This is a genomic window from Micromonospora sp. DH14, from assembly GCF_029809455.1.
Lineage (GTDB): Bacteria > Actinomycetota > Actinomycetes > Mycobacteriales > Micromonosporaceae > Micromonospora > Micromonospora parva.
Map to the genome: position 1 here is coordinate 120,261 of NZ_JARVKT010000001.1, position 20,001 is coordinate 140,261.

Annotated in this window: 15 protein-coding genes; 13 read left to right on the top strand and 2 right to left on the bottom strand. The window is 70.7% G+C overall.

All coding sequences use genetic code 11. The annotated features are described in order from the left end of the window. Positions 1-13: 13 nt before the first annotated feature. From QCZ28_RS00620 to QCZ28_RS00640, 5 genes are all read left to right on the top strand, one after another. Positions 14-2,773, top strand: coding sequence for a LuxR family transcriptional regulator (locus tag QCZ28_RS00620; RefSeq protein WP_279514685.1), 2,760 nt, complete (start codon positions 14-16; stop codon positions 2,771-2,773). A gap of 18 nt (positions 2,774-2,791) precedes the next feature. Continuing rightward, complete coding sequence (locus QCZ28_RS00625; protein ID WP_279514687.1) at positions 2,792-3,580, top strand: MBL fold metallo-hydrolase; 789 nt, start codon at positions 2,792-2,794, stop codon at positions 3,578-3,580. Between the two features lie 99 nt (positions 3,581-3,679). Then, the gene (locus QCZ28_RS00630; protein ID WP_279514688.1) at positions 3,680-4,486 is read left to right on the top strand and encodes an alpha/beta hydrolase; all 807 of its coding nucleotides are present in this window, start codon (positions 3,680-3,682) and stop codon (positions 4,484-4,486) included. Next, positions 4,483-5,316, top strand: coding sequence for an alpha/beta hydrolase (locus tag QCZ28_RS00635; RefSeq protein WP_279514690.1), 834 nt, complete (start codon positions 4,483-4,485; stop codon positions 5,314-5,316). The genes QCZ28_RS00630 and QCZ28_RS00635 overlap by 4 nt, the downstream gene beginning before the upstream one ends. Further along, a complete protein-coding gene (locus tag QCZ28_RS00640) occupies positions 5,313-6,107 on the top strand; it encodes an alpha/beta hydrolase (protein ID WP_279514691.1) in 795 nt (264 codons plus the stop codon). Before QCZ28_RS00635 ends, QCZ28_RS00640 begins: the two co-directional genes overlap by 4 nt. Before the next feature lie 54 nt (positions 6,108-6,161). On the opposite strand, the gene QCZ28_RS00645 is transcribed toward QCZ28_RS00640, so the two are convergent. Then, on the bottom strand, positions 6,162-8,234 hold the full coding sequence (locus QCZ28_RS00645) for a SpoIIE family protein phosphatase (RefSeq protein WP_279514692.1): 2,073 nt from the start codon (positions 8,232-8,234) through the stop codon (positions 6,162-6,164). Between the two features lie 293 nt (positions 8,235-8,527). Between QCZ28_RS00645 and QCZ28_RS00650 the strand changes: the two genes are divergently transcribed. Together QCZ28_RS00650 and QCZ28_RS00655 are read left to right on the top strand one after the other, a co-directional pair. Further along, entirely contained in the window at positions 8,528-12,895 is a 4,368-nt protein-coding gene (locus tag QCZ28_RS00650; protein ID WP_279514693.1) for a HAMP domain-containing protein, read from the top strand. Further along, entirely contained in the window at positions 12,892-13,446 is a 555-nt protein-coding gene (locus tag QCZ28_RS00655) for a response regulator (RefSeq protein WP_030334012.1), read from the top strand. Before QCZ28_RS00650 ends, QCZ28_RS00655 begins: the two co-directional genes overlap by 4 nt. Before the next feature lie 13 nt (positions 13,447-13,459). On the opposite strand, the gene QCZ28_RS00660 is transcribed toward QCZ28_RS00655, so the two are convergent. Next, entirely contained in the window at positions 13,460-13,795 is a 336-nt protein-coding gene (locus QCZ28_RS00660) for an STAS domain-containing protein (protein WP_007454492.1), read from the bottom strand. Between the two features lie 178 nt (positions 13,796-13,973). Between QCZ28_RS00660 and hemL the strand changes: the two genes are divergently transcribed. Genes hemL through ccsB form a run of 6 tightly spaced genes read left to right on the top strand, consistent with a single transcriptional unit; the run spans position 13,974 to position 19,951 of the window. Continuing rightward, positions 13,974-15,311: a glutamate-1-semialdehyde 2,1-aminomutase gene (hemL, locus tag QCZ28_RS00665; RefSeq protein ID WP_279514695.1), complete on the top strand. Its 1,338-nt coding sequence runs from the start codon at positions 13,974-13,976 to the stop codon at positions 15,309-15,311. A 6-nt stretch (positions 15,312-15,317) separates the two neighbouring features. Further along, positions 15,318-15,965 carry a histidine phosphatase family protein gene (locus QCZ28_RS00670; protein WP_279514697.1) on the top strand — a complete coding sequence of 216 codons (648 nt, stop codon included), beginning with the start codon at positions 15,318-15,320 and terminating at the stop codon, positions 15,963-15,965. Then, entirely contained in the window at positions 15,965-16,534 is a 570-nt protein-coding gene (locus QCZ28_RS00675) for a TlpA disulfide reductase family protein (RefSeq protein WP_279514698.1), read from the top strand. The genes QCZ28_RS00670 and QCZ28_RS00675 overlap by 1 nt, the downstream gene beginning before the upstream one ends. Continuing rightward, positions 16,534-17,352, top strand: coding sequence for a cytochrome c biogenesis protein CcdA (locus tag QCZ28_RS00680; RefSeq protein WP_279514699.1), 819 nt, complete (start codon positions 16,534-16,536; stop codon positions 17,350-17,352). The genes QCZ28_RS00675 and QCZ28_RS00680 overlap by 1 nt, the downstream gene beginning before the upstream one ends. Beyond that, the gene (locus tag QCZ28_RS00685; RefSeq protein WP_279514700.1) at positions 17,352-18,980 is read left to right on the top strand and encodes a cytochrome c biogenesis protein ResB; all 1,629 of its coding nucleotides are present in this window, start codon (positions 17,352-17,354) and stop codon (positions 18,978-18,980) included. The genes QCZ28_RS00680 and QCZ28_RS00685 overlap by 1 nt, the downstream gene beginning before the upstream one ends. Continuing rightward, positions 18,980-19,951 carry a c-type cytochrome biogenesis protein CcsB gene (gene ccsB, locus QCZ28_RS00690; protein ID WP_279514701.1) on the top strand — a complete coding sequence of 324 codons (972 nt, stop codon included), beginning with the start codon at positions 18,980-18,982 and terminating at the stop codon, positions 19,949-19,951. The genes QCZ28_RS00685 and ccsB overlap by 1 nt, the downstream gene beginning before the upstream one ends. Positions 19,952-20,001 lie beyond the last annotated feature (50 nt).

Consider the following 20,001-nt stretch of genomic DNA (forward strand, 5'->3'; position numbering starts at 1 on the left):
CCGAGGTGGATCGATGCTGACGCATAGGGTGGACGACCGAGCACCGGTCATGCACGGCCGTGATCGCGAGCTCGCAGCGGTGGCCGGGCTGCTGGACGACGCCCGGGCGGCTCGCGGCGCCGCCCTGGTCGTACGCGGGCATGCCGGGATCGGCAAGACGATGTTGCTCGACGCGGCCCGGTGCGCTGCGGTCGACGCCGGCATGACCGTCCTTCAGACGAACGGCGCGGAAGCCGAGATGGCGCTACCGTTCGCCGGGCTCCATCAGGTCCTGGCGCCGCTGCTGGGCAAACTGGAAACGCTGACGCCACGGCTGCGGCGGACACTGCGCGGCGCCTTCGGTGAGGACGAGATTCGCCCCGACCTGTTCACCGTCGGGCTGGCGGTACTGGAACTGCTCGGCGACTGTGCGTCGCGTCGGCCGTTGCTCATCATCGCCGAGGACGCGCATTGGCTGGACCCGGAGACGCTCAACGTCCTGGTCTTCGTGGCGCGGAGACTGACGGTGGAGCCGATCGCCGCGATGCTCGCGGTCCGGGCCCAACACTCCGAAGTGCTCGCTGGCACCGGGCTGAGCCAGCTACACCTCGGCGAGTTGGACGACGACGCCGCGCGACGCGTGCTGCACGACCACGCGCCCGACCTGCCGTCCGGGTTGCGACAGCGGATCCTGGCCGAGGCGTCCGGCAATCCGCTCGCCCTCGTTGAGCTTCCCCGCCTGCTCACCATGGGTGTCGACGGCGGCGAGTCGGCGCCGCTTCCCCTCAACGAGCGCTTGGAGAGCGCCTTCACGGACCGGTTCGCGCAACTACCGGCCGACACCCGGGCGGTGATGGCGGTCCTCGCCACCGACACCGGCTGCCCGCTGCGCACTCTGCTGGCCGTCGCCGGGGTGCTGGCCGGGACGGACGTCAACGCCGACGCGATACAACCGGCCATCGACGCGGGGCTGTTGCAGATCAGGAAACAGCGGCTGTGTTTCAGGCATCCGCTCGTGCGCTCGGGCGTGTACGGATCCGTCGGCGACATGGCCCGGTTGGCCATCCATTCCATGCTCGCCGACGCGCTGGGTGACGACCCCGATCGGCGTGTCTGGCACCGCAGCGCGGCGACGCTCGGCCCGGACGAGAAGGTGAGTGACGAGCTGGAGGCGGCTTCCGCCCGGGCGCTGGAGCGGGGTGCCCTGGCGGTCGCCGTCACCGGCCTGAGTCGCGCTGGTGAGCTGACAGGTGACGCGGCCCGGCGGACGTCCCTGCTGATCCGGGCGGCCGACCTCGCCGCACAACTCAACGACCGGCGCGTCGCCGCGCAGCTGATCAGGAAGATCGACGCAGGTCCGGTCGACCCCTCCGACCGGGGTCGGCTGGCGTTGGTCCGTGACGTGGTGGAACCCGGCGACGTACGTGATCCGGCCAGGATCGACCTGCTGTGCGAGTGTGCCCTGGAGGTCCACGCGGAAGGCGACACCGACCTCGCGGCGATGCTGTGCTGGCGGGCGGCCTCACGCTGCTGGTGGGCGTGCCTGCCGTCGGAGACGGGCGCACGGGTCACCGCTGTGCTCGGCAAGCTCGGGCTCGCCCCCGACGATCCTCGACGGCTCGCGATCGGCGCGTACGCCCAGCCGGACGTCTTCGGTCCGGACGTCCTGCGTCACCTCCGCACGCTGGTCCCGGACCGCACCGACATCGACGGAATGCGGTATCTGGGCGGAGCCGCGTTGATTCTCGGCGACTTCGTGACCGCGTCCTCGTTCATGGCGACGGTGGCCGCCGGATATCGGACCCAGGGCCGTGCCGCGCTGCTTGCGCGCACCCTGTCGTCGGTCGGCTTCATCCGCCTGTGGCTGGGCCGCTGGCCGGAGGTGCGCGCCGGCACCGAGGAGGCCGAGGCGCTGGCGGAGGAGACCGGCGAGCACTTCTGGGTGATGGCCGCAAGGGCCAGCCGGGCCCTGCACGAGGCGATGAGCGGCAACAGCGACGACGCGCTGCGGCTCGCCGACGCGGTGCTGGCCAGTCCACTGGTCACGGGGGTGCGGTTCGCAGCGGAAGCTGCCCAGCACGCCCGAGGTCTCGCCATGTACGCGGCCGGTCGCTACGACGAAGCGATGGACATCCTGCTCCGGATCTTCGACCCGGCGGACGCCACCCACCACCTCGACATGTCCGGATGGGCTCTGCCCGACCTGGCGGACGCCGCTGTCCGCTCGGGACGGCAGCGTGACGTGGACGAGATCCTGAGCGCGGCCCGGGAGCGGGCGGAGCGATTCCCCTCGCCCATGCTGCACCGTTCGTTGGCGTACGCCACAGCGGTCCTGGCCGGCGACGAGCAAGCGGACACGGCGTTCGCGCACGCGTTCGCGATGGACCTCACCGACTGGCCGGTGCACCGGGCCCGGCTGAACCTCGCGTACGGCACCTGGCTGCGCCGGCGCAAACGCATCCTCGACTCGCGGAATCCGTTGCGTGTCGCTCGGGACGGCTTCGACCTGCTGGGCGCGCACGGCTGGGCGCGGCTCGCCCGGGAGGAACTACGTGCCGCGGGTGAGGAGAGCGCCGGCCGCTGGATCAGTTCGGGTGAGCGGCTGACAGCGCAGGAACTCCAGACCGCGATGCTCGCCGCGGCGGGACTCAGCAACCGCGAGATCGGTCAGCGCCTGTTTCTGTCCCACCGTACGGTTAGTTCACATCTCTATCGAATATACCCGAAGCTGGGCATAGCTGGCCGTGCTCAGTTGCGGGCAGCGTTGGACGCCCGGGTGGAAGGCACCGACTGACACGAGGGCAGGAACCCAGTGCATGACGTACATGTGACGCACATCGGCGGCCCCACGACGCTCATCGAGGTGAGCGGCTGGCGCATCCTCACCGACCCCACCTTCGATCCGCCGGGCCGCCGCTACTCCTTCGGGTGGGGCACCAGCTCACGCAAGCAGAGCGGTCCGGCGCTGGCCGTGAACGACGTGGAGCCGGTCGACGCGGTGCTGCTCACCCACAACCACCACGCCGACAATCTGGACGACGCCGGGCGCGAGTTGGTGGGTCGGGCACCGGTCGTCGTCACCACTCGGTCGGGGGCCCGCCGCCTCGGCTCCCGGGCCCGCGGACTGCGCCCGTGGGCGACCACCACTCTCGACGCCCCGGACAAGCCCACGCTCACTGTCATGGCGACGCCGTGCCGGCACGGTCCGCCCCTGAGCCGGCCCATCGCCGGGCCGGTCATCGGCTTCGCCCTGCGGTGGCCGACGCAGCAGAACGGCGTCTTCTGGATCACCGGTGACACGGTGCTCTTCCCGGGTCTGCGCCAGGTGCCCCGTCGACTGACGGTGGACACCGTCCTGCTCCACCTGGGCGCCGTCCGGTTCCCGCTCACCGGACCGCTGCACTACAGCATGACCGCGGCTGAGGCCGTGGAACTGTGCCGGCTGGCGCAGCCGCGGACCATCATCCCGGTGCACTACGAAGGCTGGTCCCACTTCAGTCAGGGACGCGAGGCGGTGACGGCGGCCTTCGCGGCCACGCCGGACAACCTCGGCCAACGGCTGCACTGGCTGCCCCGGCCGGGTGCCGGCACCGCCTGTTGAGAGCCGTACCAGGAACGGACAGTCAACATACGGATTCGTCGAGTCGAGCTTCCCGGCACGTTGGTCGCCACAGCCACCTCGTCGAACGGAAGGCATCACATGGCTATCACCCGCAGGTCCCTGCTCGCGGGATCCGCCGCGGCGACCGGCGCCCTCGTCGGTCTGCCCGCAGGCGCGGCCCCGGCGCCTCGACACCACCCGACCCGACCGACCATCGTCCTCGTGCACGGCGCCTTCGCCGACGCCTCCGGGTGGGCCGACGTCATCCGTCTGCTCCAGCGCGACGGCTACCGGGTCCTGGCACCGGCCAACCCGCTGCGCAGCGTCGCTGCCGACTCCGCGTACCTCACGAGCATCCTCGCCACCCTGGACGGCCCGATTGTCCTCGTCGCCCACTCCTACGGCGGCGTGGTCATCACCAACGCCGCCGTCGGCAACCCCAATGTCAAGGCACTGGTGTACGTCGCCGCGTTCGCGCCCGACCGGGGCGAGACGGTACAGGGCCTGCAACTGAAGTTCCCGGGCAGCAGACTCGGCCAGGAGGCGCTCGACCTGCGGGCGTACCCGACCTCCGACGGCGCGGGCAGCTTCGACGGCTACGTCAAACCGGAGGTGTTCCGCGACGTCTTCGCCGGCGACCTGCCCCGGGCCACCACGGACGTCATGGCGGCCACGCAGCGACCCGGCGACGTACACACGCTCGGTGAGCCCTCCGGCGAGCCGGCGTGGCGGTCCGTCCCGTCGTTCTACCTCGTCGCCCGCAGGGACAACCTCATCCCGGCCGCCGCACAGCGCTTCATGGCCCGCCGGGCGGGCGCTCGGACCACCGAGGTCGACGCCTCACACGTCGCGATGATCTCCCAGCCGGCAGCCACCGCCGACCTGATCCGAAAGGCAGCCCGATGAGCTTCGTGACGACCCCGGACGGAACGCGCATCTTCTACAAGGACTGGGGTGCGGGCCGCCCGGTCGTGCTGTCGCACGGCTGGCCGCTGAACTCAGACAGTTGGGAGGCTCAGCAACTGTTCCTGGCCGAGAACGGCTATCGGGCGATCGCCCATGACCGGCGCGGCCACGGTCGCTCCACCCAGACGTGGCACGGCAACGAGATGAACACGTACGCCGATGACCTGGCCGCTGTGCTCGACCACCTCGACCTGCGCGAGGTGACGTTGGTCGGCTTCTCCACCGGCGGGGGCGAGGTGGCCCGCTACATCGGCCGACACGGCACCGGCCGGGTCGCCCAACTCGTCCTGGTCTCCGCGGTTCCGCCGTTCATGCTGCGTACCGAGGACAACCCCGGCGGCGTACCGGTCGAGGTGTTCGACGAGATCCGTGCCGGCTCGTTGGCCGACCGCTCCCAGCAGTACCACGATCTGGCGGACGGACCCTTCTTCGGCCACAACCGGCCCGGCGCGGACGTCTCCCGAGGCGTCCGGGAGGCGTTCTGGCGTCAGGGACTCCAGGCCGGACACCGCAACGCGTACGAGTCCATCGCCGCGTTCTCCGCCACCGACTTCCGTCCGGACTTGGACGCCGTTGACGTTCCCGCACTTGTCATCCACGGCGACGACGACCAGGTCGTCCCGTACGCGGTCGGGGGCCAGGCGTCGGCGGCCCGGATCAAGGACGCGCGGCTGATCACGTACCCCGGCGCACCGCACGGCATCACCGACACCCATCGGGAGCAGCTCGGCCTCGACCTGCTCGACTTCTTGAAGGAGTACGACGCATGAGTACCATCGTTCTGGTCCACGGCCTGTGGGTGACCCCACGCTCCTGGGAGCACTGGGTGCCGTACTACGAGGCCAAGGGGCACATCGTCCACACGCCCGCCTATCCCGGGTTCGAGGTCGAGGTGGAGGCGCTGCGCGCCGACCCCGACCGGATCGCGACAGTCACCGTGCCCGAGACTGTCGCGCACCTGGAGAAGGTCATCACGGCGTTGCCGGAGAAGCCGATCATCATCGGTCACTCGTTCGGCGGCACGTTGACTCAGCTCCTGCTCGACCGGGGCCATGGTGCCGCCGGAGTGGTCATCGACTCTGCCCCGCCGGAGGGCATCCGCGTCAACCCACCCTCGCAGATCAGGTCGCTATTTCCGATCCTCAACAACCCCGCCAAACGCCACCAGGCCGCCGGGTTCACACCGGAGCAGTGGCACTACGCGTTCACCAACACGCTGTCCGAGGAGGACTCACGGGCGGCCTACGACCGCTACGCCATCCCCGCGCCCGGTAGCTGGGTCTGGGCGTACGGGCTGCTGGCCAACTTCACTCCGGGCAAGCAGGAGACCTGGGTCGACTTCCACAACCCGGATCGGGCGCCGCTGCTGTTCGTCGCGGGCGGCGCCGACCACATCATGCCGCCGTCCGTGAACAAGTCGAACGCCCGTCACTACAAGGCGCCCGGCACCGTCACCGAGTACCGCGAGTTCCCCGGACGATCCCACTGGACCTGCGCCGAGCCGGGCTGGGAACAGGTCGCCGACGCCGCCCTGGACTGGGGACTGGCCCACGCACGTTGAGGTGGGGCGTCGTGCGGTGTCGTCTCCCCGTTGGGGGCGGCACCGCACGAACGTCTAGACCGCGTCGTTGCGGAGCACCAGCACGGCAATGTCGTCGCGGGGCGGCTCCACCGAGAAGTTGATCGCCGCGGCGCGCAGCCGGGCGGCCACCACGTCGGCGGAGTATCCGGCCAGGGGCGCGGCGGCGTCCCGCAGCCGGTCGGTGCCGAACAGCTCCCGGCCGTGCCGCCGCTCGGTGACCCCGTCGGTGTAGAAGATCAGTGCATCGCCCGGGGCGAGCGCGATCTCCGCCGTCGGCGAGGTGATCGTGTCGAGCAGGCCGAGCGCGGTGCCGCCGGTGCCGACGAACTCGGCGCCGCCCGTCCCGGCCAGCAGCACCGGCCGGTCGTGCCCGGCGAGGTGCAGTGAGACGTCCAACTGGTCACCCTCGCCCGGCCCGACCGCTGCCAGCGCCAGCGTGCAGTAACGGCCGCCACCGCGCTCGACAAGCGTCTCGTTGAGCCGGGCCAGCGCCTCCGGCAACGGCTTGCCGTCGCCGACCAGCACCCTGATCACGTCGCGGACCAGCCCGGTCACCGCGGCGGCCTGGACACCCTTGCCCGAGACGTCACCGATCACCACCAGCCAGCGCCCGTCCGGCAGCGGCACCACGTCGTAGAAGTCGCCCCCCACCTCGGCGTCGTCGCCGGTCGGGACGTACTCGGCGGCGAACCCGATCCCGTCCACCACCGGCAGCACCGGGGGCAGCAGCGACTGCTGCAGCGTCTGCGCCACGCGACGGCGCTCGGCGTGGATCCGGGCGTTCTCGATGGCCAGCGCGGCCCGCCGGGCCACGTCCTCCAACACTGCCACCTCGTCCGGGTCGTGCCGGTGCCGCTGGTGCCGCCCCACCGCCAGGGTGCCGAGCCGCTGCCCACGGGCGATCAGCGGGACCGCGAAACCCTCCATCGGCCCGCCCAGCGGGATCTGCGCCGCGCTGCGGGACGCCTCGCGCAGGCGGGCCTGGACCGAATCCGGCCCGGTCTCGGCCAGCACCTTGTGCAACTGCGGCAGCATCGACTCGTCGGCGTGGCTGGCCGCCGCCAACCGCAGCCGGCCCCACTCGTCGGTGGTGTGCACCGCGCACCACTGACCGAGTCGCGGGACCACCAACTGCGGCACCAGCGCCATGGTCAGGTCGACGTCCAACGACTGGGCCAGCAGTTCGCTCGCCTCGGCCAGGAACGTCAGCCACACCTGTCGGCGGATGTCGGCCCGGCGCAGCCGGTCGTTCTCCAGGTGCAGCGACAGCCGCTCGGCGGTGAGCACCGCCAACGGTTGGGCGTACGCCGACGGCGCCGCGTCCAGCTCCAACTCGCCGGCGTACGGGCGGTGCACCGTCAGCGGCACCCGGAGCAGCTCACTGCCGGGGCGGGGCGGTCGACCGAAGCGGGCCAGCACCTGACGGCCCTGCCCGTCGCCCCGGTCCAGCCGGATCGTGCCGCCGGCCGCGCCCACCATCTCGGCGACCCGGCTCAGCAGGCTGGTGGCGAACTCGGGCAGCGGGTCGTCCCCGTACAGGTCGGGGGCGGTCTGCATGAGTTCGCTCATCGCGCTGGCGCTCGGCGCGGACGGGTCGGCGCCCGTCGGTGGGCCGGCGCTGGCCGGTGTCGACTCGCCGACGGTGCCCCCGGCGGACGGGTCGACGCCGGGGCGGTCCAGCCGGAACCAGACGCCCTTCCCGGTGGGCAGGTACGTGGTGCCCCAGCGGCTGGCGAAGTGGTCGACGAGCAGCAGACCCCGGCCCCGCACGGAGACCTCGTTGATCTCGGTGGCGTCGTTGCGGTCGCCGACGGTCAGCTCGTCGCCGGAGCCGGGGGCGAAGTCGGAGACGGTGACGGTCAACCCGACCTCGTCGGCGACGACCTCGATGTCCAACTCGGTGCCGGCGTGTTCGACGGCGTTGGTGGTCAGCTCGGTGGTGAGCAGCAGTGCCTCGTTGGCCAACTCGTCCAGGTGTGACTCGGTCAACACCGAGCGGACCACGGCGCGGGCGGCGGCCGGCGTACGGCGGTCGGCGGGCAGCCGGACACGCCGGACGGCCCCGTCCCGGGCCCCGGCCGTCGCGGGCCCCGCCTCGGCTGACACCCCCGTATCCTCCACCGTCCCCCTGCCGGGTGCCAAGCGGATCATCAATCGGGACTGTCGCGTCGGTCAGTCCCACCTGCGGCGGGGCACGCCACGACGCGTCGAAAGGGCCGGCGCGGGTGCCGGGCGAGGTTTGCGGCGCGCCGTGCCGGCTCGGCGCCGACCGGGCGGGTCGGCGGGGTGATCGATGCGATCTGGCGGGTCGCGCACCCTGGCACCACGGCGTGCGCGGGCACAATATGGGGTGCCGGCGTGTCCGCACGGACCGGCGCCCCCAAGTTGAGCGAGGAATGATGACCACGGCGAAGCAGTCGTTCGCGGATCCGTCCGCGTCCGACCACGAGGCGCTCCTCGGCGAGTTGACCGAGGCCCTGCGACGGATCGGTCGCGGCGACCTGAAGGTCCGGCTTCCCCGCCGCGCCGGCAAGGCGGGCGAGGTGGCGGACGCGTTCAACGAGGTGGTCTCGCTCCAGGAACGGCAGTACCTGGACCTGCGGCGGATCAGCCGGATTGTCGGCCGCGACGGCCGGCTCACCGAGCGGCTCGACGACGAGGGGTTGGACGGCTCCTGGGCGGAGGGGCAGCGTGCGATCAACTCGTTGATCGACGACCTGGGTCGACCCACCACCGAGATCGCCCGGGTGATCGTTGCGGTGGCCGACGGTGACCTGTCCCAGCACATGGCGTTGGAGATCGACGGTCGGCCGCTGCGCGGTGAGTACCTGCGCATCGGGCGCACCGTGAACACGATGGTGGACCAGCTGTCGTCGTTCGCCGACGAGGTGACCCGGGTGGCCCGTGAGGTGGGCACCGAGGGCAAGCTGGGCGGCCAGGCCGACGTGCGGGGCGTCGCCGGCACCTGGAAGGACCTCACCGACTCGGTGAACACCATGGCGTCGAACCTGACCGGCCAGGTGCGGTCGATCTCGCAGGTGGCGACGGCGGTGGCGAAGGGTGACCTGTCGCAGAAGATCACTGTCGGCGCGCGGGGTGAGGTCGCCGAGCTGGCCGCCACCATGAACTACCTCACCGACACCCTGCGGCTCTTCGCCGAGCAGGTGACCCGGGTGGCCCGCGAGGTGGGCACCGAGGGCAAGTTGGGCGGCCAGGCCGAGGTGCCGAACGTGGCGGGCACCTGGAAGGACCTGACCGACAGCGTCAACTCGATGGCGTCGAACCTGACCGCCCAGGTCCGTAACATCGCGCAGGTCTCCACCGCGGTGGCGCGCGGCGACCTGTCGCAGAAGATCACCGTGGCGGCGCAGGGCGAGATCCTGGAGCTGAAGGACACCGTCAACACGATGGTGGACCAGTTGTCGTCGTTCGCCGACGAGGTGACCCGGGTCGCGCGTGAGGTGGGAATCGAGGGCAAGCTGGGCGGCCAGGCCCAGGTGCGCGGCGTCTCCGGCACCTGGCGGGACCTCACCGAGAACGTCAACCAGCTGGCCGGCAACCTGACCAGCCAGGTCCGCAACATCTCCCAGGTCTCCACGGCCGTGGCGAAGGGTGACCTGTCGCAGAAGATCACCGTGGACGCCCAGGGCGAGATCCTGGAGCTGAAGAACACCGTCAACACGATGGTCGACCAGTTGTCGTCGTTCGCCGACGAGGTGACCCGGGTGGCCCGCGAGGTGGGCACCGAGGGCAACCTGGGCGGTCAGGCGCAGGTGAAGGGCGTTTCCGGCACCTGGCGGGACCTGACCGACAACGTCAACTCGATGGCGTCGAACCTGACCAGCCAGGTCCGCAACATCGCCTCGGTGACCACGGCGGTGGCGAAGGGTGACCTGTCGCAGAAGATCACGGTGGACGCGCGGGGCGAGATCCTGGAGTTGAAGTCGACTGTCAACACGATGGTGGACCAGTTGTCGTCGTTCGCCGACGAGGTGACCCGGGTGGCCCGTGAGGTGGGCACCGAGGGCAAGCTCGGTGGCCAGGCCCAGGTACGCGGGGTCGCCGGCACCTGGCGTGACCTGACCGACAACGTGAACTCGATGGCCTCCAATCTGACCGCCCAGGTCCGCAACATCGCGCAGGTCTCCACCGCGGTGGCGAAGGGCGACCTGTCGCAGAAGATCACGGTGGACGCGCGGGGCGAGATCCTGGAGTTGAAGTCGACTGTCAACACGATGGTGGACCAGTTGTCGTCGTTCGCCGACGAGGTGACCCGGGTCGCGCGTGAGGTGGGCACCGAGGGCAAGCTCGGTGGCCAGGCGCAGGTGAAGGGCGTCTCCGGCACCTGGCGGGACCTGACCGACAACGTCAACTCGATGGCGTCGAACCTGACCAGCCAGGTCCGCAACATCGCCTCGGTGACCACCGCCGTGGCGAAGGGTGACCTGTCGCAGAAGATCACCGTGGACGCCCAGGGCGAGATCCTGGAGTTGAAGTCGACAGTCAACACGATGGTGGACCAGTTGTCGTCGTTCGCCGACGAGGTGACCCGGGTCGCCCGCGAGGTCGGTATCGAGGGCAAGCTCGGCGGTCAGGCGCAGGTGAAGGGCGTTTCCGGTACCTGGCGGGACCTGACCGAGAACGTCAATCAGCTCGCCTCGACGCTGACCACGCAGTTGCGCGCCATCGCCCAGGTGTCCACGTCGGTGACGCGCGGCGATCTGACCCAGCGGATCGCGGTCAAGGCGCAGGGCGAGGTCGCCGAGCTGAAGGACAACATCAACCAGATGATCGTCACCCTCCGGGAGACGACCAAGAAGAACGCCGAGCAGGGCTGGCTGGACTCCAACCTCGCCCGGATCGGCGGCCTGTTGCAGGGCCAGCGCGACCTCGGCGAGGTCTGCCGCATGATCATGACGGAGGTGACCCCGCTGGTCGACGCCCAGCTCGGTGCCTTCTTCCTGGCCGACGACGCCGACGGCAGCATGCGGCTGCGGCTGACCTCCTCGTACGGGTACGTGGCGCGCGGGCACGACGTCACCTTCGGGCCGGGTGAGGGGCTGGTCGGTCAGACGGCGCTCTCTCGTCGCACCATCCGGGTCAGCGCCTCCCCGAACAGCCGGCTCACCCTGCGCTCCGGGCTGGCCGAGACACCCCCGTCCGACCTGGTGGTGCTGCCCGTCCTGTTCGAGGGTGAGCTGCTCGGGGTGATCGAGTTCGCCAGCGTGTCGGCCTTCTCCGAGCTGCACCTGTCGTTCCTGGAGCGGCTGGTGCTCACCATCGGCATCGCTGTCAACACCATCCAGGCCAACCGGCGTACGGAGGAGCTGCTGGCCCAGTCGCAGCGGCTGGCGCACGAGATGCAGGAGCAGTCGGCGGAGTTGCAGCGCACCAACGCCGAGCTGGAGGAGAAGGCCACGCTGCTGTCCGAGCAGAAGGGCAACATCGAGACGAAGAACCGGGAGATCGAGCTGGCCCGGCTGGGCCTGGAGGAGAAGGCGCAGCAGCTGACCCGGGCGTCGGCGTACAAGTCGGAGTTCCTGGCCAACATGAGCCACGAGCTGCGGACCCCGCTGAACTCGTTGCTGCTGTTGGCCCGTCTGCTGGCCGAGAACTCGGAGCAGAACCTCAGCCCGAAGCAGATCGAGTTCGCCCGGACCATCCACGGGTCCGGCTCGGACCTGCTGCGTCTGATCGACGACATCCTCGACCTGTCGAAGATCGAGGCGGGTCGGATGGACGTCGAGCCGACCGAGATCCGCTTCACCGAGCTGCGCGGTTACGTCGAGCAGGCGTTCGCGCCGCAGGCCGAGGAGAAGAACCTGGACTTCCAGGTACGGGTGAGCAAGGATCTGCCGCCGGCGTTGGTGACCGACCCGCAGCGGTTGCAGCAGATCCTGCGCAACCTGCTCTCCAACGCGGTGAAGTTCACCGACAACGGTGCGGTGACGCTGCGGATCGCCCCGGCCGTGGAGAACGCGGTCTTCGACGTCCCGGCGCTGACGAACGCCCAGCAGGTGATCGCGTTCACCGTGATCGACACGGGGATCGGCATCTCCGACGACAAGTTGTCGATCATCTTCGAGGCGTTCCAGCAGGCCGACGGCACGACAAGTCGCCGGTACGGCGGCACCGGCCTGGGTCTGTCGATCAGCCGCGATCTGGCCCGACTGATCGGCGGCACCATCACCGTCTCGTCCGCGCCCGGTCAGGGGTCGACGTTCACCCTGTTCGTGCCGCAGGTGCTGGCCCCGGACGCCGTGGTCGCGCCGCAGACCCCGTCGCCGCAGCGGGCCGGCCTGCCGTCGTCGCTGCTGATGCCGCCGCTGGAGCTGCTGCCGGACCGGCCGGAGGCGCCGGCCACCCGCCAGCTGGACGGCGCCACGGTGCTGATCGTGGACGACGACGTCCGCAACGTCTTCGCCCTGACCAGCGCGTTGGAGCTGCACGGGATGACCGTGCTGTACTCGGACAACGGGGCGGACGGTGTCCGCCTGCTGGCCGAGCACCCGGAGGTGGACATCGTGCTGATGGACGCCATGATGCCTGACCAGGACGGTTACGAGACCACCCGTCAGATTCGCCGCAACCACCGGTTCGCGGACCTTCCGGTGGTCTTCCTGACCGCGAAGGCGATGCCGGGCGACCGTGAGTCGGCGCTCGCTGCCGGGGGCAGCGACTACATCACCAAGCCGGTCGACCTGGACGACCTGATCGAGTTGATGTCGTCCTGGATCAACGGCAGCCGCACCGAGGAGACTTCGTGACCCAGATGGCCAAAGCGCTGCTCGTGGACGACCGGCGGCAGAATCTGACGGCTCTGGAGGCGATCCTCCAGGGGCTGCCGGTCCAGTCCGTGGCGGTGGAGAGCGGCGAGGCGGCGCTGAAGCAGCTGCTGGTGGACGACTTCGCGGTCATCCTGTTGGACGCGCAGATGCCGGACATGGACGGCTTCGAGACGGCGAGCCACATCAAGCGCCGCGAACGGACCCGACACGTGCCGATCATCTTCCTCACCGCCGCCGACCGGGACGCCCAGCTCGCGCTGCGGGGTTACCAGGTGGGTGCGGTGGACTATCTCACCAAGCCGTTCGACCCGTGGGTGCTGCGGGCCAAGGTGTCGGTCTTCGTCGAGCTGTGGGTGAAGACCCGGCAGCTGGCCACCCAGTCGGACCTGGTCCGGGAGCGCGACACGCAGTGGCGGCGGCTCACCGACGCTGTCGACGAGGCGACGGCGCTGCTCCGCTCGGACGACCCGGAGGTCCGCGACCGGGCGGTACGGCTGCTCGAACAGGCCCGCTGGGGCAACACCGCCTGAGGCGGCGAGTGGCTCAGCCGGTGGGCTGGTCGTTGCGGATCATCAGGGCGCTGCGCAGGCCGGTGATGTCCAGCACGCGGATCAGGAAGTCGCCCACGTGGGTCAGCATCAGCAGGCTCTGTGCGTGGCTGGCCTTGCGACTGAGCACGACGAGGGTGCCCAGCCCCTGCGAGTCGCAGAAGGTGACACCGCCGAGGTCGAGCACGATCCGCGGGGGTGGGTCGGCCAGCACCTCGTTGACGACGGTGGAGAGCTGCGCCGCCGTGAGCATGTCGATCTCACCGGCCAGGCGCAGCACTGCTTCGTCGCCCGTCCGGTGTAGCGTGATGGACAGTTCGGCACGATCCACCCGATCAGCCTAGCGCGATCCGACCGACCTGGCCTGTCGAGGCAGTGAGCATGGTCGTCGAGGCCACGAGGGTCCCCTTCTCGGCGCTGCCGACGGGCGCGGGTCATGGGTGAGCCGGGTAACCCGACAACGGGGTGGCTGCTGGTGGGCCGTCTGACGCTGTCACAATGGCGGCATCGTGACCGACATCTTTTCCGCCGGACCAGGCCGCTACCCGGCCGACGCACCGGCCTCCGAGGTCCTGTTCGACCGCGCCCGCGCCATCGTGCCGGGCGGGGTCAACTCCCCCGTGCGCGCCTTCCAGGCGGTCGGCGGCACCCCGCGCTTCATGGTCCGTGGTGAGGGGCCGTGGCTGTACGACGCCGACGGTCGCCGCTACGTCGACCTGGTCTGCTCGTGGGGTCCGCTGATCCTCGGGCACGCCCACCCGGAGGTGGTGGAAGCCGTCCAGGCCGCCGCGGCCCGAGGCACCAGCTTCGGCACGCCCACCCCCGGTGAGGTGGAGTTGGCGGCCGAGATCGTCGCCCGCACCCCGGTCGAGCAGGTTCGCCTGGTCAACTCCGGCACCGAGGCGACCATGTCGGCGATCCGGCTGGCCCGCGGCTTCACCGGCCGCTCGAAGATCGTCAAGTTCGCCGGCTGCTACCACGGCCACGTCGACGCCCTGCTCGCCGCCGCCGGCTCCGGCGTGGCCACGCTGGGCCTGCCCGACTCGCCCGGCGTGACCGGCGCGGCGGCCAGCGAGACGATCGTGCTGCAGTACAACGACATCCGGGCCGTCGAGGAGGCGTTCGCCGCCGAGGGCCAGCACATCGCCGCGGTGATCACCGAGGCCGCCGCCGGCAACATGGGCGTGGTGGCCCCCCGCGACGGCTTCAACCAGCAGCTCGCCCGGATCGCCCACGCCCACGGCGCCCTGCTCGTGGTGGACGAGGTGATGACCGGGTTCCGGGTCTCCCGCGCCGGGTGGCACGGCCTCGACGCGTCCGACGCCGACCTGTGGACGTACGGCAAGGTCATGGGTGGTGGCCTGCCGGCCGCGGCGTTCGGCGGGCGGGCGGACATCATGGCGCGACTCGCGCCGGCCGGCCCGGTCTACCAGGCCGGCACCCTGTCCGGTAACCCGCTGGCCTGCGCCGCCGGTCTGGCCACCCTGCGGCTCGCCGACGACGCGCTGTACCAGCGCCTCGGCGAGACGGCGACCGTCGTGGGCAAGCTGGCGTCCGACGCGTTGGCCGCCGCCGGGGTCCCGCACCGCCTGTCGTACGCGGGCAGCATGTTCTCGATCTTCTTCACCGACGCCGACGTGGTCGACTACGACAGCGCGCGCACCCAGCAGGTGCCGGCGTTCAAGGCGTTCTTCCACGCGATGCTCGCCGCCGGGGTCTACCTGCCGCCCAGCGCGTTCGAATCGTGGTTCGTGTCGGCGGCGATCGACGACGCCGCTCTGGAGCACATCGCCGACGCGCTGCCGACGGCGGCGAACGCGGCGGCAGCGGCCGGTCACGGGGGGTAGTCAACGGTGAGCAAGACGGTGGTTCACGTGCTCCGGCACGGCGAGGTGCACAACCCCGACCAGATCCTCTACGGCCGGCTGCCCGGTTTCCGCCTCTCCGAGCTGGGCGTGCAGATGGCCAAGGCCGCTGCGCAGGGCCTGGCCGAGCGGGAGATCGTGCACGTGGTGGCCAGTCCGCTGGAACGCGCCCAGCAGACCGCCGAGCCGATCGCCGGCCAGTTCGGGCTGCCGGTCGGGGTGGACGAGCGGCTGATCGAGAGCGCCAACTGGTTCGAGGGCAAGAAGGTCTCCCCGGGTGACGGGTCGTTCCGCGACCCGCGTAACTGGTGGGTGCTGCGCGACCCGGTGACCCCGTCCTGGGGTGAGGCGTACCGGGTGATCGCCGAGCGGATGTTCGCCGCCGTGCACGCCGCCCGGGTCGCCGCCGAGGGCCGCGAGGCGGTGCTGGTGTCGCACCAGCTCCCGATCTGGACGCTGCGCCGTTACGTCGAGCGCAAGCGGCTCTGGCACGACCCGCGTAAGCGGCAGTGCGGGCTGGCGAGTCTCACCTCGTTCCACTTCGACGGCGCGAAGGTGGTGGGCATCGGCTACAGCGAGCCGGCCGCGCACCTGATCGCTCTCTCCGCGACCGCCCGGACGGCCAAGGGGGCCTGATGAACGCCCGGAGGTGGACCGCGGGTCTGCTCGCCAGCGTCGCCGCGATGGCGCTGGTCGGCTGCACGTCGTCGAAGGCGCAGGAGAAGACCTGCACGACCACCACCGACGGGATCTTCGAGTGCGCCCCGGACCAGCGCTCGGCCCCTCCGAAGCTCGCCGGTGAGCTGCTCCTCGGCGGCAGCTACGACGTCAGCGAAGCTCGCGGTCAGGTGGTGGTGGTCAACTTCTGGGGTTCCTGGTGCGCGCCGTGCCGCGCCGAGGCGGACGACCTGGAAGCCGTCTACCAGGCCACCAAGGGCTCCGGGGTGGACTTCCTCGGCGTCAACGTCCAGGACTCGCGGGACAAGGCCAAGGCGTTCGAGAAGGGGCGGGTCACTTACCCGAGCCTCTTCGACCCGTCCAGCCGGTTGGCGCTCGACCTGGACATCCCGCCGAACACCGTCCCGGCGACGGTGGTGCTCGACCGGGACGGCCGGATCGCCGCGGTGATCCGGGCCGCCGTCAAGCAGGAGGGCCTGCAACCGATCGTCGAACGGATCGCCGCCGAGAAGCCGGCACCGAACTGATGGGCGCGACGTTCCGGCAACTCGCGCTGGATGGGCCGCTGCTGCTCGCCATGGCCGCGGCGGCGCTCGCCGGCCTGGTCAGCTTCCTGTCCCCGTGTGTGCTTCCGCTCGTCCCCGGCTACCTGTCGTACGTGACCGGCCTGGCCGGCGCCGACCTGGAGGGCCGCCGACCGGCGGCGGACCCGGCGCCGACCGGCGGGGGTGTCGCCGTCAAGGAGCGGGTCGCGCGGGTCGGCGCGGTCAAGGGCCGGGTGCTCGCCGGGACGCTGCTGTTCATCGCCGGCTTCACCGTCGTCTTCGTCGCCACCGCGATCCTGTTCGCCGGCATCGGCCGGGTCTTCTTCGAGTACGAGCGGCAGCTGGAGATCGTCGTCGGCGCGCTGATCATCGTGCTCGGTCTGGGCTACCTCGGGATGATCCCGGCGCTGCAACGTGAGTTCCGGATCTCCCGGCTGCCGTCGGCCGGTTTGCTCGGCGCACCGGTCTTCGGTGCGGTCTTCGCGCTGAGCTGGGTGCCCTGCACCGGCCCCACCCTCGGCGCGGTGATGGGCATGGCCGCCACCAGCGGGCAGAGCGACCGCGCGGTGGTGCTCGCCGTGGCGTACTGCCTCGGGTTGGGGATACCGTTCATCGTCTTCGGGCTGGGCTTCGAACGTCTGCTCGGGGTCTTCCGCGCCGTCCGGCGCAACAGCCGCTGGGTCACCCGGGTCGGCGGCGCCCTGCTCATCCTGATCGGCCTGGCCCTGGTCAGCGGCGGATGGCAGAGCTTCGTGATCTGGTTGCAGACCACCGTCGGGGTGGGCGAGGTGAGCATCTGATGACGGTCGTCGACGACCGACCGGAGACCGTGGCGCCCGCGCCGCGCCGCCGGCCGAACCGGCTGCTGGCCCTGCTGCGCAACTCGTGGCGGCAGCTGACCAGCATGCGTACGGCCCTGATCCTGCTCTTCCTGCTCGCCATCGCCGCCATCCCCGGCTCGGTGCTGCCGCAGCGCGGGATCAGCCCGGAGAAGGTCAACCAGTACTTCGTCGACCACCCCGACTGGGCCCCCCGACTGAACCGGATCGGCGCGTTCGAGGTCTTCGGCTCGGTCTGGTTCTCCGCGATCTACCTGCTGCTGTTCACCTCCCTGATCGGCTGCATCACGCCCCGCCTGCGGGACCACATCCGCGCCCTGCGGTCCCGGCCGCCGGCCGCGCCGAAGCGGATGGCCCGGCTGCCGCAGCACACAGTGCTGCCCGCCCCGCCCGGTGGCACGGCGGCGATCGCCGAGGTGCTGCGCAAGCGCCGCTGGCGCGTCGAGGTGCGCGGCGACGAGGTCTCCGCCGAGAAGGGCTACCTCAAGGAGACCGGCAACCTGCTGTTCCACACCTCGCTGATCGCGGTGCTGATCGGTGTGGCGCTGGGCTCCTGGTACGGCTGGAGCGGCAACCGGCTGCTGGTGGCCGGCGCGGACAACGCGTTCTGCAACACCCGCCAGCAGTACGCCGAGGCGAAGCTCGGCCCCCGGGTGGACAGCGCCGACCTGCCCCGCTTCTGCCTGCGGCTGGACGACTTCCAGGCCCGCTTCCTGGCCAGCGGTCAGCCGGAGTTCTTCAACGCCACGGTGACGGTTGACGGCCCGGACGAGCCGACCCGCAGCGCCGACTTCTCGGTGAACTCGCCGCTGCGGTTGAACGACGCGAACGTCTACCTGCTCGGTCACGGGTACGCCCCGGTGATCCGCTACACCGACCGGTTCGGCAACAGCCAGATCAGTGACGAGCCGTTCCTGACCACCGGTGACATGGGCCTGACCAGCGAAGGGTTGGCCGCCTTCCCGGACGCCAACGTCGACCCGGCGACCGGCCAGCGGGCACCGGACCAGCAGATGGCGTTCACCGGCATCTACCTGCCCACGGCACCCGAGCAGGCGCCGTTCGTCCGCTCGCAGTACCCGACCGAGCGCAACCCGGCGCTGAACCTGGTCGCCTACCGGGGCAACCTCGGCCTGGACGCCGGCATCCCCGGCTCGGTCTACGAACTCGACCAGAGGCAGGTGCGGACCGGGAAGGTCAAGGAGGTCGGCACCAAACTGCTCCGCAAGGGCGAGAAGTGGACGCTGGACGACGGCACGACAGTCGAGTTCCTGGGCACCGAGCGGTACGTCACCCTCTCCATCCGGCACGACCCCGGTTCGACGATGCTGCTGGTCAGCTGCGGTGTCCTGCTGGTCGGGCTGATGGGTTCGCTGTTCGGCAAGCGCCGCCGGGTGTTCTTCCGGATGGTGCCGGCCGACCCCGGGGAAGGATCTCCGACGAGCGGTAGTAGCTTGGTGGAGGTCGGCGGGTTGCCGCGTACCGACTATCCGGGGTTCGCTGACGAGTTCACCCAGCTCATCGCTGCGGTCAAGGGTGATGCTGACCCAGCGGCCGAACGGGCCGGCGTGCGAGAAGGAGCCGAGTGATGTCCGCACTCTCCGACAATCTGGTGACCTTCGCGATCCTGGCCTACCTGGTCGCGATGATCGGCCATGCCGTCGAGTACGCGCTGGGCAACGCCCGTACCCGGGTCGCCACGGCGCCTCCGGTGCGCGAGTTGGTCGGTGCCGGCGGTGGTGTCCTCCCGACGCCGCCCGCGCCGGTCCCGTCGCCGCCCCCGGCCGACCGTTCCGCCCGGCAGGCGCGGCTCGCGGGCCTGGTCGGGGTGGGTGCCACCGCTGTCGCCGCCGCGCTGCACCTGGCCGCGCTGGTCACCCGGGGGCTCGCCGCCGACCGGATGCCCTGGGGCAACATGTACGAGTTCGTGCTCACCGTGACGTTCATCGGGGTCGCCGCCTGGCTGGTGGTGCTCTGGAAGCGACCGTCGCTGCGCAAGCTCGGGCTCTTCCTCACCCTGGTGATGGTGCTGCTGGTCGCCACCGCCGAGTTGGTGCTGTACGTGCCGATCGTGCCGCTGGTGCCGGCGCTGAACTCGTACTGGTTCATCATCCACGTCTCGACGATCGTCTTCGCGTCCGGCATCTTCCTGTTCGGTGTGGTGCCGGCGGTCGGTTTCCTGATGCGCAGCGGGTACGAGCAGGGCAAGCGGAGCTTCCCGTACATCCTGGCCAAGCGGTTGCCCGGCGCGGCCGGCCTGGAGCGGCTGACCTTCACGCTGCACGCCTTCGCGTTTCCGATCTTCACCTTCGCGGTGATCGCCGGGGCCATCTGGGCCGAGGCGGCCTGGGGCCGGCCGTGGGGTTGGGACCCGAAGGAGACCTGGGCGTTCATCTCCTGGGTGGTGTACGCCGGCTACCTGCACGCCCGCGCCACGCCCAGCGTGAAGCGCAACGTGGCCACCTGGATCGCGGTGCTCGGCTTCCTCACCGTGCTGATGAACCTCTTCGGCGTGAACATCTTCTTCACCGGCCTGCACTCCTACGGCGGGCTCGACTGACAGCCGCAACGCGGTGCGGGCCGGTCACGGAACAACCGTGACCGGCCCGC

Coding starts and splice junctions, on each gene's coding strand:
- QCZ28_RS00650 (WP_279514693.1), top strand. CDS start 8,528: ATGACCACGGCGAAGCAGTCGTTCGCGGATCCGTCCGCGTCCGACCAC.
- QCZ28_RS00620 (WP_279514685.1), top strand. CDS start 14: ATGCTGACGCATAGGGTGGACGACCGAGCACCGGTCATGCACGGCCGT.
- QCZ28_RS00640 (WP_279514691.1), top strand. CDS start 5,313: ATGAGTACCATCGTTCTGGTCCACGGCCTGTGGGTGACCCCACGCTCC.
- ccsB (WP_279514701.1), top strand. CDS start 18,980: ATGTCCGCACTCTCCGACAATCTGGTGACCTTCGCGATCCTGGCCTAC.
- QCZ28_RS00675 (WP_279514698.1), top strand. CDS start 15,965: ATGAACGCCCGGAGGTGGACCGCGGGTCTGCTCGCCAGCGTCGCCGCG.
- QCZ28_RS00630 (WP_279514688.1), top strand. CDS start 3,680: ATGGCTATCACCCGCAGGTCCCTGCTCGCGGGATCCGCCGCGGCGACC.
- QCZ28_RS00635 (WP_279514690.1), top strand. CDS start 4,483: ATGAGCTTCGTGACGACCCCGGACGGAACGCGCATCTTCTACAAGGAC.
- QCZ28_RS00685 (WP_279514700.1), top strand. CDS start 17,352: ATGACGGTCGTCGACGACCGACCGGAGACCGTGGCGCCCGCGCCGCGC.
- QCZ28_RS00680 (WP_279514699.1), top strand. CDS start 16,534: ATGGGCGCGACGTTCCGGCAACTCGCGCTGGATGGGCCGCTGCTGCTC.